At 61.2% G+C, this 13,097-nt stretch carries 11 protein-coding genes; 5 read left to right on the top strand and 6 right to left on the bottom strand.

Translation table 11 applies throughout. From position 1 onward, the window contains the following. Positions 1-5 precede the first annotated feature (5 nt). Entirely contained in the window at positions 6-176 is a 171-nt protein-coding gene (locus tag R3O64_RS10405; RefSeq protein ID WP_154762460.1) for a hypothetical protein, read from the bottom strand. A 37-nt stretch (positions 177-213) separates the two neighbouring features. On the opposite strand from R3O64_RS10405, the gene R3O64_RS10410 reads away from it, so the two are divergent. From R3O64_RS10410 to R3O64_RS10430, 5 genes are all read left to right on the top strand, one after another. Beyond that, on the top strand, positions 214-993 hold the full coding sequence (locus R3O64_RS10410; protein WP_339016872.1) for an HNH endonuclease family protein: 780 nt from the start codon (positions 214-216) through the stop codon (positions 991-993). A 369-nt stretch (positions 994-1,362) separates the two neighbouring features. Continuing rightward, the gene (locus R3O64_RS10415) at positions 1,363-2,346 is read left to right on the top strand and encodes an ABC transporter permease (protein WP_070530021.1); all 984 of its coding nucleotides are present in this window, start codon (positions 1,363-1,365) and stop codon (positions 2,344-2,346) included. Next, positions 2,347-3,432: an ABC transporter permease gene (locus R3O64_RS10420; protein WP_143334806.1), complete on the top strand. Its 1,086-nt coding sequence runs from the start codon at positions 2,347-2,349 to the stop codon at positions 3,430-3,432. Beyond that, positions 3,429-5,399, top strand: a complete 1,971-nt coding sequence (locus tag R3O64_RS10425) for an ABC transporter ATP-binding protein (RefSeq protein WP_339016873.1) — start codon at positions 3,429-3,431, stop codon at positions 5,397-5,399. The genes R3O64_RS10420 and R3O64_RS10425 overlap by 4 nt, the downstream gene beginning before the upstream one ends. A gap of 60 nt (positions 5,400-5,459) precedes the next feature. Continuing rightward, a complete protein-coding gene (locus tag R3O64_RS10430) occupies positions 5,460-7,157 on the top strand; it encodes an ABC transporter family substrate-binding protein (RefSeq protein ID WP_339016874.1) in 1,698 nt (565 codons plus the stop codon). Positions 7,158-7,254: 97 nt separating this feature from the next. Here R3O64_RS10430 and R3O64_RS10435 read toward each other — a convergent pair whose 3' ends face one another. From R3O64_RS10435 to pflB, 5 genes are all read right to left on the bottom strand, one after another. Then, positions 7,255-8,457 (bottom strand): SPFH domain-containing protein, encoded by a 1,203-nt coding sequence (locus R3O64_RS10435; protein ID WP_154737091.1) that lies wholly within the window; start codon positions 8,455-8,457, stop codon positions 7,255-7,257. Between the two features lie 105 nt (positions 8,458-8,562). Beyond that, positions 8,563-9,813: an alpha/beta fold hydrolase gene (locus R3O64_RS10440; protein ID WP_154737090.1), complete on the bottom strand. Its 1,251-nt coding sequence runs from the start codon at positions 9,811-9,813 to the stop codon at positions 8,563-8,565. Between the two features lie 4 nt (positions 9,814-9,817). Further along, complete coding sequence (gene pflA / locus R3O64_RS10445; protein WP_339016875.1) at positions 9,818-10,687, bottom strand: pyruvate formate-lyase-activating protein; 870 nt, start codon at positions 10,685-10,687, stop codon at positions 9,818-9,820. After that, on the bottom strand, positions 10,688-10,939 hold the full coding sequence (gene grcA2, locus R3O64_RS10450) for an autonomous glycyl radical cofactor GrcA2 (protein WP_070525314.1): 252 nt from the start codon (positions 10,937-10,939) through the stop codon (positions 10,688-10,690). It abuts the gene before it with no gap. Positions 10,940-10,974: 35 nt separating this feature from the next. Further along, positions 10,975-13,068, bottom strand: a complete 2,094-nt coding sequence (pflB, locus tag R3O64_RS10455; protein WP_070522371.1) for a formate C-acetyltransferase — start codon at positions 13,066-13,068, stop codon at positions 10,975-10,977. Between the last annotated feature and the right edge of the window lie 29 nt (positions 13,069-13,097).

Below are 13,097 nucleotides of genomic sequence, written 5' to 3' on the forward strand. Positions count from 1 at the left end.
CTGCACTACTCCCCCAAGGTGTGGGCGACGAGTTGAACCGCCTCTTCGAGGGAAGACTGGGTCTTCGGCTCAGGCGCATCACAAAAGACCTGGCAGGCGTGGTCCGGGACAACCTCGGCCGAGCGCGTCAGACCGCGTTCAGCGAGGTACTCGTCAAAGAACATATCGATACTCATACCGTGTGCCGATTCTACCCACTAGGATCAATGCGTCATGGCCTCTCGTACCCCGTTCTTCATCGCCGCGCTACTCAACGCCGCGGTAGCAGTACTAGTGGCCATCGGCCTTATCCTCCCCGCCCCAACCGAACCTACGCCCGAGCGGCCCAGCTCCACTACGTCAGCGGCACCCACGCAGAAAGGCCCAGCAGAAGAACAAGCCGAAGAGGCCACACCCGCGCCAAGCATTGCGCCGGACATCGCCGAAACTCTCGCCGCCTTAGAATCCTTGGAGGTCAAAGGCCGCGCGCCCAAAACCGGCTATGAGCGCGAAGAGTTTGGCCAAGCGTGGTCCGATGACGTCACCGTGGAGTTCGGCCACAACGGCTGCGATACCCGCAATGACATCCTCCGCAGGGATTTGGATCCGGAGAGCCTCGTTCTCAAGGAAGGCACCCACGACTGCGTGGCACTTTCCGGCACCTTGCACGATCCCTATTCGGGCCAGGACATTGAGTTCCAGCGCGGGGCGCAGACATCACGTGCGGTACAGATCGATCACGTTGTGCCGCTTGCCGACGCCTGGCAGAAAGGCGCCCAGCAATGGTCACCAGAAAAACGCCGCGACTTTGCTAATGATCCCCGCAACCTCCTCGCCGTCGATGGTCCCCTCAACCAGCAAAAAGGCGCTGGCGATGCCGCCACGTGGTTGCCGCCCAACAAAGGATTTCGCTGCGAGTATGCGCGCCGCATCGTAGAGGTGAAGGCGGCCTATGAAATCTGGGTCACGGCAGCGGAGAAGGATGCGCTTCGTCAGCTACTGAATGCTTGCTGAGTATCTTTACCCCTTTTAGATGCCCTGATACCCCTCCCGCTACCCCCGAAATTATGCGCATAATATTCACTCACCCCTAAACGGTTATGCAGGGTTTTCGGCGGCGGGAACCTTGGTGCGCACTGCACCTACATTCCTCACGCCCGATAATTTCTATAGGGCTATTAATATGTAATAAATGCAACCTGAGGACGTGCAGGCAACACCCCTCATGAAACAAAAACAATAAATCTTTCCCTCCTGTCTCACATTTCTTTTAATATGTGACACAGCACCTAGCCTGAGGTCTAGGTCACATGGATGCCGTGAGGTTTCACGGCCGCCATACTTCCCAAACCCGTTGAGACCACACCCTGCGAAGGAATAGTGATGTTCAAGTACATCATCAAGAAGACCGCCAGCTGGCTGGTAGTCATCTTCCTCGCGACTAATATCGCGTACCTCCTGGCCGCAACCTTCCTTGATCCCCGATCAAATTATGTCGGCCGCAACCCACCGCTCGGGCCGGAAGAAATCGGCCGAATTCTCACGCCACTCGGCCTCAACCCGGAGACCCCTCTCATTGAGCGTTGGTGGGGATGGCTGTCCAACATCATCTTCCACTGGGACTGGGGTACCTCCCCTCTCGGTGACCCGGTCAGCGCACAAATCGGGCACCGCGCGCTCGTCTCGGCACAGCTACTGCTCGTGGCCACGATTCTCTCCGTCGTCATCGGCGTCGCCCTCGGCGTCTACACCGCCTCCCGCCAGTACAAGGCGGCCGACCGCTTTTGGCAGGGCGTCTCCATCATCACGATGAACACGCACGTCGTCGTGGCCTCCATCTTGGTCGTCGCCGGTGGTCTGTGGATCAACCGCGTGACCGGCCACCGCGTGGTCTACGTGACGGGCGCTTCCAGCCTCGGCGTCGAAGGCTTCTTCCCCAAGCTGCTGGATATGGCGCAACACCTCATCTTGCCGTCCATCTCGCTCATCATCATCAGCTACGCCGGCTACCACATGATGCAGCGCACCTTGCTGCTGGATAACTTGAACGCCGACTACGTGCGCACCGCCCGAGCCAAGGGCCTCACGCGCTCCCAGGCCATCCGCAAGCACGCCCTGCGCACCTCCATCATTCCGGTCGCAACCTCCGTGGCCTTCTCCGTTCCCGGAATCTTTACCGGCGCCATCATGACGGAAACCATCTTCGCGTGGAAGGGAATGGGCCAGTACTTCATCGAAACCATCAGCCGCAACGACGTCAACGGCACCACCGCCGTCGCCGCCTTCGGTGCCGTCATGATTGCTTTCTCTGCAATCCTGGCTGACCTCGTCGTCGTCGCCCTCGATCCGCGAGTAAGGGTGAGCTAAATGTCTCCAGAAAAGAAATCCACGTCGCCACGCTCCGAAGCGCGCCACACCGAGCGCCACCGCCGCAACGACCTCGCTATCGATACGGCAGCTGATAACCTCGGCGTGCGCCCGCATGCCGCCACTGCGGACTTTTCACCGCAGACCGAACCCAGCGCACAATCCGCACTCGGCTCCGGCGTCGACGTCGATGACGCACAGCGCAAGCAATTCTCCAGCAGCGATTTCCGCGGCACCTCCAAACTCAAGCTGTACGTTCGCCGCTTCTTCCGCAACAAGGCAGCTGCCGTCGGACTCGTCATCTTCGTGCTACTCGCGCTGCTCTCCATCTTCGGCAGCTACCTCACCCCGTGGTCCTTCGACGAGCCGGACTTCTTCAACCTCTCCACCGGGCCTTCCCCGGAGCACTGGTTCGGAACCACGGACTCCGGAAACGATCTCTTTGCGCAGACCGTCCACGGCTTGGGCCGCTCGCTGATCATCGCACTCATCGTCTCGCTGGCTTCTACCCTGATCTCCGCCTTCATCGGCGCGGCCGCGGCCATGTACGGCGGCGCGGTGGAAAAGGTCATCCTGGCAGTCATTCACTTCTTGCTGGCAATCCCGACGTTCCTGCTCATCGCCCTGGTGGTTTCTGATTCCGGCGGCGACTGGAAGCTGCTCATCGTGGTACTCATCGCCTTCGGCTGGATGTATCCGGCGCGCGTCATCTGGGCCATGGCGCTCAGTGTGCGCGAGAACGACTATGTCCGTGCCGCGGACTACATGGGTGTCTCGCGTCTGCGCACCATCTTCCGCCACGTAGTTCCCAACATCGGCTCGCTGCTCATCATCCAGGCGGCCCTGGGCGTGGTGTCCACCATCATGTCGGAGACCGCGCTGTCCTTCCTGGGCTTGGGCGTGAAGCTTCCCGACGTCTCCCTGGGCACCCTCCTGGCCGGCGGCGCCAACGCCGTCGAGGCCTCGCCCTGGCTCTTCTACTTCCCCGCAGGCATCCTCACGCTGCTGACCGTCTCCATGGCGTTCATCGCCGACGGCCTGCGCGATGCCATTGACCCCAACTCGAACTCCGGAGGCCGAGCATGACCCCGCAGAATACTGCACACACCGCCAACGCCGACCCGGCCAGCCGCGCCACCGACCCCGCTGCATCCACCGAGCCGGTGCTGTCCGTGCGCAACCTCACCGTCACCTTCCCCTCGGAGGCCGGCTCCGTCCACGCAGTGCGCGGCGTCGACTTCGACCTCATGCCGGGCCGCACCCTGGCGATTGTGGGCGAGTCCGGCTCCGGTAAGTCCGTGACCTCTTTGGCCGTCATGGGCCTGTTGCCCGACTACGCCAAGGTGGAAGGCTCCGTGGTCTATGCCGGCACCGAGCTCATTGGCAAGTCCGACAAGGAGATGTCGAAGATCCGCGGCAAGGATATCGCCATGATCTTCCAGGATCCTCTCTCCTCCCTGACCCCGGTGTTCTCCATCGGTGACCAGCTCATCGAGGCCATCCAAACCCACCGCGATGTCTCCAAGAAGGAAGCGGAAAAGGAAGCCATTCGCCTGCTCGAGCTCGTCGGCATCCCGGAGGCGGAGAAGCGCGTGAAGTCATTCCCGCACGAATTCTCCGGCGGTATGCGCCAGCGCGTGGTCATCGCCATCGCCATGGCCAACAACCCGCGCGTCATCATCGCCGACGAGCCCACCACTGCGCTCGACGTCACCATCCAGGCCCAGATCCTGGAGGTCCTCAAGGTAGCCCAGCGCGAAACGGGCGCCGCGGTCATCATGATTACCCACGACATGGGTGTGGTCGCCGGCACCGCCGACGACGTCCTGGTCATGTACGCCGGGCGCCCGGTGGAGCTCGGTGATGTCGACATCATCTTCAACAACCCCAAGATGCCCTATACCGTGGGCCTTCTCGGGTCGACGCCGCGCGTGGACAAGGCCACCGATGAGCCACTCACGCCTATTGCTGGTACCCCACCGCGGCTGATCGAGGTCGCCGCCGAGTGCCCCTTCGCCGACCGCTGCCCGGTGGTCAAAGACGAGTGCCGCACCGTGGAGCCGGAACTGCGCGCGCTTGACGACGTCCCCGGACACTTCGCCTCCTGCCTGCGCTCCGACGAGATCAAGGACGGCACCATCGGCGGCGAGCGCATGTACCCGTTGCCGAAGATTTCCGCAGATACCCTGGGCGATACTCCCTACGAGCAGCGGCCGGTCACCTTGGAGGTCAAGAACCTGGTCAAGGACTTCCCGCTCATCAAGGGAGCGATTCTCAAGCGCCGCGTCGGCACAGTACACGCGGTCAAGAACGTCAGCTTCGATGTGCACCAGGGCGAGTGCTTTGCCATCGTGGGCGAGTCCGGCTCCGGCAAGACCACCACCCTGCTGGAAATCATGGACCTCAACCCGCCAGAGGGTTCCACCATAGTGGTCAACGGCACCAACACCTCCGGTTTGAGCGCGTCCGCACGCCGCAAGCTGCGCAAGGACATCCAAATCGTCTTCCAGGACCCGATGAGCTCGCTCAACCCGCGCATGACCATTCGTGAGATCATCGCCGAGCCGCTGGAATCGCTGGGGTATGAGGGGGACGTCGGCCAGCGCGTGGCTGAGCTGATGAAGCTCGTCGGCCTGGAATCCCACCAGGTGGATCGCTTCCCTGGACACTTCTCCGGCGGACAGCGCCAGCGCATCGGCCTGGCCCGTGCTCTGGCCACCAACCCCTCCATCGTGGTGCTCGACGAGCCTGTCTCCGCCCTCGATGTCTCCATCCAGGCCGGCATCATCAACCTGCTGCATGACCTGAAGAACCGCCTCGGTATTTCCCTGGTGTTCGTCGCCCACGACCTCTCCGTGGTGCGCCACCTTTCTGACAAGGTCGCCGTGATGTACAAGGGCGATTTCGTGGAATACGGCCCCACGGACGAGGTCTTTGACAACCCGCAACACGCCTATACCCGCGCGCTGCTCTCCGCCATCCCGGTGCCGGATCCAGCCGTGGAACGTGACCGGGTACGCGAGATTTACCAGCCCGCCGAAACCCCGGCTTAGCAAGACTTATAACTAAATACTCACCTTTGTCTCCATGTTTCCTCTCGAAAGGACACACATATGAATATGAAGCTCCGCAGGACCGCCCTCGCAGTGGTCACCGCCTCTGCCCTCATCCTGACCGGCTGCGCCTCCGATAGCGGCTCCGGCTCCGATGGATCAGGCAATTCCGCCTCCGGCGAGAAGCTCGACGTCAAGCTGGACGGCTCCTACAACCCCAAGGACCGCTCCGAGCTCAAGGAGGGTGGCGAGCTGCGCTTGGCTATCGACGAGATCTCCCAGCAGCAGAACACCTTCCAGGCCGACGCCACCTCATACACCCTGAGCCTGTGGAAGTACTACAACCCGCAAATTGGCCTCTTCGATGGCGCGGGTGAGTTCCACGTCAACAATGACTACATCACCGACGTCAAAGACGAAGAAAAGGACGGTAAGACCGTCGTCACCTTCACCATCCACGAGAAGGCGCAGTACAACGACGGCACCCCGATTGACTGGAAATCCTTTGAGAACACGTGGAAGTTCAACAACGGTGAGAACAAGGACGTCAACGTTAGCGCCACCGACGGCTACGAGCTCATCGAGTCCGTCAAGCCAGGTGAGAACGACAAGCAGGCCGTCATCACCTTTAAACAGGCCTATCCGTGGTGGCAGGGTCTGTTCAACGTCCTGCTCCCGCCACAGGTTGACTCCGCGGAGAAGTTCAACGAGGCCTACCTGGGCAAGGTCCACCCGGAGTGGGGTGCGGGCCCGTACAAGGTCGAAAGCGTCGACTTCAAGAACGGCAGCGCTACCTTCGTTCCGAACGAGAAGTGGTGGGGTGATAAGCCATTCCTAGACAAGGTGACCTACCGCCAGATGGAGGACCAGGCCTCAATCAACGCGTTCAAGGCCGGCGAAATTGACGCCACCGGCGTGGCCAACAAGGAACGCCTGGCGGCCGTAAAGGACATGCCAGACGTTGAAATTCGCACCGCCATGACCCCAGGCAAGAACCTGTACACGCTCAACTCCAAGAACGAGATCCTCTCTGATATCAAGGTGCGCGAAGCCATCATGACCGGCATCGACCGCGCCACGCTCTCCGGCATCCGCTTCAACGGACTCAACGGCTACACCGAGGACCTGCCAGGTTCCTTCAACCTCTACCAAACCCAGAAGGGCTACGAGGACAACGTCGGCGCAGTCATTTCTTTCGATCCAGAGAAGGCCAAGTCGCTCCTCGATGAGGCCGGCTGGAAGGAAGGCGGCGACGGCATCCGCGAGAAGGACGGCAAGAAGCTGTCCATGCGCTACACGCTGCTGGGAGATTCATCCATCAGCAAGGCCATGGCCACCGCCACCCAAAAGATGATGAAAGATATCGGCGTGGACCTGAAGGTGGAGGAACGCCCAGTCTCTGACTTCTCCGAGATCACCTCCAAGTACGACTTCGATATTCTGCCTATGGGTTTCTCCTCCGGCGATCCCTTCGGTGTCGCTTACTTCGGCCAGACCTATCGCACCGGCTCCCAGCTCAACCGCTCCGGCACGGGCACACCAGAACTGGACAAGAAGATCGACGAGCTATCCCAGATCGCTGACCCAGACGAGCAGATCAAAAAATCCAATGAGCTGGAGAAAGAAGCCCTTGCCCAGTACGGCATCATTCCTATCTTCAACGGCCCGACCATGGTTGCGACCCACCCCGATATCGCAAACTTCGGCGCCAACTCCTTCGCCGTCATCGAGGTGGAAAACATCGGCTACACCAAGTAGGTAACGGCCACCTAGCACCACCCAAGGCAGCAAAGAGGGCCTTCCCCAAGCGGGAAGGCCCTCTTTTATGTGCTGAGCTTAGTCTTAAGCGCTGTGCTTAGTTATTGCCCTTGTTGAGCTGGTTGCGCAACTGGTCAAAATAGTCGCGCGCGCTCTGCGGCTGGTTATTGCCCTGCGGCGGGGAAGGGAAGCTCGGAATCTGGCTAAAGCCCTGGCCCTGCTGTGGTGCGTTCTGCACCTGCTGCTGTGCTTGTTGCTGCGCGCGCTGCGCCTGCTCCATCATCTCAGCATCGCGGCGGGCGCGCTCATCGCGCTCACGGCGCTCCTGCTCCTCGCGGCGGCGACGTGCAGCACCGGAATCCTCGCGGCTGTGCTTGTTCTCGGACAGGGAAACCGACGGCTTCGGCGCTTCATTAATAGCGTTGGTGGACAGCAGTGCGTCGCGCATACCGCCGAAGAGATCCTGCATGCCGCCCGGATTAGACGGCATGTAGAGCACATTGGTGTGGGCGCGGTCGGCCACGTCCACCATGGCGTCGAGGTACTGGGAGACCAGCATGAGGGTCTCGGGGTTCTCTTGCACGCCGGCAGCACGCAGCAGCTCATACTGCTGAGCAATACCTTCGACGATCTCCTTACGCTGGTCAGCCACACCTCGGCCCTGCAGCTTCTTGGCCTCGGCCGCACCTTCGGCTTCCTTGACCACGCGGATCTTCTCGGCCTCTGCCTGGGCAACGGCTGCCTCGCGCTCACGCTGTGCGGCGTTAATGGAGTTCATGGACTCTCGCACGCGGGCGTCCGGGCGGATATCGGTGACCAGGGTATTGACAAAGTTCCAGCCGTAGGCGGCCATGTTATCGCGCAGGGACATCGCCACGTTGCGGGCGATGGTGTCCTTGGAGGAGAAGGAATCATCCAAGTCCATGTTGGCAACCGAAGAACGGACATTGTCCTGAACATAAGCCACGATCTGCTGCTCGTGGTTGGACAGGGTGTAGAAGGCCTGACGCTCGCTGCCCTGAACTACCTCGTACTGCACGGCAACGGGGATCTGGACGAAGACGTTGTCCTTGGTCTTGGTTTCCACCATGACGTCGAGCTGACGGATCTGCAGGCTGATCTTGGCGCGCACGCGGTCGACATAAGGCACCTTGAAGTGCAAGCCCGCGTGAGCAACGTTCACGAACTTACCCATCCGCTCAATGATGGCGGCCTCCTTCGTCCGGACGATGTAGAAACCGTCGAAGGCGGTGGCAATAATAATTAGAAGAATCACGCCGATGACGATGAGTCCGCCCATAGGCTTATCCTTTCTGCTTCGGTTGGATTTTCCTAACTAGTGTGCCACACGGTGACCACCACCACATCTTGGGGGAGATTGCTCCCCGAACGCACTTGACGCCCGTTAACGCTCGTCAGCCGCCCGGAAGAGCTCGCCCAAAATCCCCGCGCCGTCTTCGCTAATACCGTTGTGCTGGAAGCGGTTGGTCACCACCGGGCGCAAGTCACGGTAGGTCTCCCCCGTGGCAAGGGAATCTTCGAAGGGCACGAAGATATCGTCAAGGTAGATGGCGGCGGAGGCGGTAACGGGGGCGTCGGCAAGCGCGGCAGCATCGTACGGCGAGCTTGCCCACTCGTGGGCGGCGAGCTCCTCGGCAGCCTGCTTGAAGGGGCGCAGCGCCGGGTCCTCGTCGAACTGCCAAGGGAAAATGTGCTCGCCGGTCAGATACGTGCCATCCTCGGCGAACTCGGGGAATTCCTCGCGCACGCGGTGCGCCGCCCAGCCTGTGACGGCCTGGCCGCCCACGCCACCGTAAATGGACTCATGGATGGCCGCGTAGAGAGGCCCGGCCTGGAAGCTCACGCGGCTGCCGACGTCGTTGAGGAAGTCCGAACGCAAGCGCTTCTCACCGTTCACGGTGCGGAAAGGTTCCTCCAGCAGGTAGCCCAGAGAATCGAATCCGGTACCGCGACCCAGTTCGATGCCGATAGTGCGGAAGCGGCGGGAGGACAGGCGCTCCCCTGTCGGCAGCAGCTCCTCTGAGTTGTCCAGGTGGTGGATGAGCTCTTCGATGCGTGCTTGCACCCACGGGAACTGGGCATAGAAGCGCTCGTGGCGGACCTTGAGCTTGGCAAAGGTCGTGCGGTAGAGATCATCCGCACCCTTGGTCAGGGTGGGCAGGCCGCCGGTAAGGAAGGCGCGCCCAATGTAATCCGGGAACATCGAGGCATAGGCGGTAATGATGAAGCCGCCAAAGGATTGGCCGAAAAGATCCCAGGACTCCTCACCGAGGTGCTCGCGCAGGCGCTCGGCATCGCGCACGATATTCTCCTGCCGCAGCTGCGCCAGACGCGCAGCACTGCGATCCTCAGCCGGGCTGAGCTCATCGATGCGGTGGCTGCGCCCGGTGCCGCGCTGGTCCATAAGTATCCAGCGGTAGCGCTCCAGGCCCTTTCCGATGAGCCCGGTGGCACCCGTCGGCCGCGGCGCCGGGAAACCCGGCCCGCCCTGGTTATAGAGCAGCGCCGGGTAATTCTCACCGCCCGACGGGATGATTTCCCGGGCGTAGAGCTCGAACTCCCCCGCGGCTGGATTGTCATAGTCCCAGGGGACGGTGATGGTGTGTTCCTTGATGGTGTGGCCGAAGCGTTTCATGCTTCTAGTAGACCACGAAACCTTCCTTACGGAACACCTCTCGGATCTCCTCCATGTCTTCCGGCTTCGGCGGCTTTGTATCCTCCAGGGTGTACGGGTAGCCCAACTCGTGCCACTTGTCCGCGCCCATGTTGTGAAAGGGCAGCACCTCGACGCGCTCGACGTTGCTCTTCCAGCGGGAGACAATTTTGGCCACGTTGGCGACGTTCTCGGGGCTGTCGGTAAGCCCCGGCACCACCACGAAGCGGATCCAGACCGGCTTGCCTATGGCGTTGAGGCGATCCCCAAAATCGATCGTCGGCTGCAGCTCGCGGCGGGTGACCTTCTTATAGGTCTCCTCGTCACCGGACTTGACGTCCAAGAGCACCAGGTCGATGTTGTCCAGGTCCTCATCGCGCAGGCGCGCGCCGAGGTAACCCGAGGTGTCGATCGTGGTGTGGATGCCTGCATCGTGGACTTCCTTGAGCACACGCCGTGCGAAGGCGATCTGGAAGAGCGGCTCACCGCCCGAGATGGTCAGGCCGCCCCCGGAGGCGTTGAAGATGGGCTTATAGCGTTTAATGCGCTTGACCACATCCTCGATGCGCTCCAAGGTGCCGACCTTCATCTCCATGGTGTCGGGGTTGTGGCAATACTGGCAGCGCAACGGGCAACCCGACATGAACATGGTCATGCGGGTTCCAGGCCCATCCACGGCCGTCACCAGCTCCCAGGAGTGCACGAGCGCGACATCGCCAGAGCGGCGGGCCTGCATCAACTCCGGGCGGGTGTAGCCCTCGAGGTCGTTGTCCGTTCCTAAACCGGCGGCGGCGCCGCGCACCTTCTCCCCTTCTTCAGGGTTGAGGTGCACGACGCCGGTAATGCCATCTGCCATTTAGGAGCCCTGGTGGAAGGTACGGGAGATGACGTCGAGCTGCTGCTCGCGGGTGAGCTTCACGAAGTTCACCGCGTAGCCGGAAACACGGACCGTGAGGTTCGGGTACTTCTCCGGGTGCTCAACGGCGTCCTCCAGGGTGGACTTGTCCAGGACGTTGATGTTGGCGTGGTAGAGGCCCGAGTTCATGTTGTTGGCGGTGCGGCTGGCCTTCATGGAAGCGAGACGCTCGTCGAAAGTTTTGGTTGCCATGTTGTGTTCTCCTTAGGAAGTGGTGTGGATGTGGTCTATTCGGAATCCATGATGAAGCCGGCGTCGAGGACGCCCACCAGGTTGGTGATGCGCTCCTCCGGGGTGCGGCCCAATCCGGACGGGGTGATGGTGTTGGTCAGCGAGATGCCGTCGAGTGCATCCTTGTAGTCCAGCTTGCCTACCGACAGCATGGAGGCAACCATGCCGTGGCTATCCGCGCCGTTCTCCGGGTTTGCGCCCGGCGCGAACGGGGTGCCCGCCTCGTGGCCGGACGGGAAGGCACCGGTGGCCTTGCCGTAGACAACGTTGGAGGTAATGGTCAGCACCGACTGAGTGGGGATGGCGTTGCGGTACATCGGGATGGCCTTAATCTTCTCCATCACGGTGTGAACGATGGTGGCGGCGATGTCATCGGCGCGGTCATCATCGTTACCGTAGAACGGGAAGTCACCTTCCGTCTTGTAGTCCACGATGAGACCAGTCTCATCGCGCACCGGGTAGACCTTGGCGTACTTGATGGCGGAAAGCGAGTCAGCCACGATGGACAGGCCGGCGATACCGCAGCCCATGGAGCGCACGATATCGGAATCATGCAGCGCCATCTCGATAGCCTCGTAGGCGTACTTGTCGTGGCAGTAGTGGATGATGTTGAGGGCCTCAACGTAGGTGCCCACAACCCAGTCCAGCATCTCCTCGTACTTCTGCCAGACCTCGTCGAAGTCGAGCGGTCCATCGCCCTTGATGGGCTCGTAACCGTCGACGACCTGCTTGCCGCTGACCTCGTCGCGGCCGCCGTTGATGGCGTAGAGCAGGGCCTTTGCGGCGTTGACGCGGGCGCCGAAGAACTGCATTTGCTTGCCGACGGCCATCGGGGACACGCAGCACGCAATTGCGGCGTCGTCGCCCCACTGCTCACGAATCTGCTTATCGGACTCGTACTGGATCGAGGAGGTCTCAATCGAGATGTGGGCGCAGAATTCCTTGTAGCCCGCCGGCAGCTGCGGATCCCAGAAGATGGTGATGTTCGGCTCCGGGGACGGGCCCAGGTTGATCAGTGTCTGCAGCAGACGGAAGGAAGTCTTGGTCACCATGTGGCGACCATCGTCGCCAAAGCCGGCATCGGACCAGGTTGCCCAGTACGGGTCACCGGAGAAGATCTGGTCATAGTCCTCGGTGCGCAGGAAGCGGACGATGCGCAGCTTGAGCACCAGCTGGTCGATGATTTCTTGGGCGTCTTCCTCGGTGATGATGCCAGCGGCAAGGTCGCGCTCGAAGTAGCAGTCGAAGAATGCGGAGAGGCGGCCGATGGACATGGCGGCGCCGTCCTGGGACTTAATGGAGGCCAGGTAGCCAAAGTAGGTCCACTGCACTGCCTCGTGGGCGGTCTTCGCGGGCTTCGAGATATCGAAGCCATAGGACTCAGCCATGACCTTGAGCTTCTTCAGCGCCTTGATCTGCTCGGCGTGCTCCTCGCGATAGCGCGCCCAGTGCTCGGAGAATCCGATATCACCGACTGCGTGCTTGGATGCCTCCTTCTCAGCGATGAGGTAATCCACGCCGTAGAGGGCCACGCGGCGGTAGTCACCAATGATGCGGCCGCGGCCATAGGCATCCGGCAGGCCGGTGATGATGTGAGAGGAACGCGCTGCGCGGATGCGCGGGGTGTAGATATCGAAGACCGCGTCATTGTGGGTCTTGCGGTAGCGGGTGAAGATCTTCTCTACGTCTGGGTCAACTTCCTTGCCGGCCTCAAAGATAGCCTGCTTGACCATGCGCCAGCCGCCGTTGGGCATCATGGCGCGCTTCAGCGGAGAATCCGTCTGCAGGCCCACGATGACGTTGTCGTCCTCACAGATGTAGCCGGCCGGGAAAGCATCGATATCGCTCGGGGTGTGGGTGTCCACGTCGAAGATGCGCTTCTGGCGCTCGATGGACAGGTAGTTCTCCTCCAGGTGATTCCACACATTCTTGGTCTTCTCGGTGGGGCCAGCAAGGAAGGAGGAATCCCCGTCATAAGGGGTGTAGTTGCGCTGGATAAAATCACGAACGTCAATGTTCTCAGTCCACGGGCCGGGCTCGAAGCCCTTCCATGCCTCGAACTGCACGGACTGTTCAGTTGCGGTGGTCACTATATTGACTCCCTTCGTAGTTCACACGA

The organism is Corynebacterium hesseae (genome assembly GCF_037850265.1).
In the GTDB taxonomy this organism is placed as follows: domain Bacteria; phylum Actinomycetota; class Actinomycetes; order Mycobacteriales; family Mycobacteriaceae; genus Corynebacterium; species Corynebacterium hesseae.

Bases quoted from the DNA above. Each gene is read 5' to 3' on its own strand.
- R3O64_RS10405 (WP_154762460.1), bottom strand. From the start codon at position 176: ATGAGTATCGATATGTTCTTTGACGAGTACCTCGCTGAACGCGGTCTG.
- R3O64_RS10410 (WP_339016872.1), top strand. From the start codon at position 214: ATGGCCTCTCGTACCCCGTTCTTCATCGCCGCGCTACTCAACGCCGCG.
- R3O64_RS10415 (WP_070530021.1), top strand. From the start codon at position 1,363: ATGTTCAAGTACATCATCAAGAAGACCGCCAGCTGGCTGGTAGTCATC.
- R3O64_RS10420 (WP_143334806.1), top strand. From the start codon at position 2,347: ATGTCTCCAGAAAAGAAATCCACGTCGCCACGCTCCGAAGCGCGCCAC.
- R3O64_RS10425 (WP_339016873.1), top strand. From the start codon at position 3,429: ATGACCCCGCAGAATACTGCACACACCGCCAACGCCGACCCGGCCAGC.
- R3O64_RS10430 (WP_339016874.1), top strand. From the start codon at position 5,460: ATGAATATGAAGCTCCGCAGGACCGCCCTCGCAGTGGTCACCGCCTCT.
- R3O64_RS10435 (WP_154737091.1), bottom strand. From the start codon at position 8,457: ATGGGCGGACTCATCGTCATCGGCGTGATTCTTCTAATTATTATTGCC.
- R3O64_RS10440 (WP_154737090.1), bottom strand. From the start codon at position 9,813: ATGAAACGCTTCGGCCACACCATCAAGGAACACACCATCACCGTCCCC.
- pflA (WP_339016875.1), bottom strand. From the start codon at position 10,687: ATGGCAGATGGCATTACCGGCGTCGTGCACCTCAACCCTGAAGAAGGG.
- grcA2 (WP_070525314.1), bottom strand. From the start codon at position 10,939: ATGGCAACCAAAACTTTCGACGAGCGTCTCGCTTCCATGAAGGCCAGC.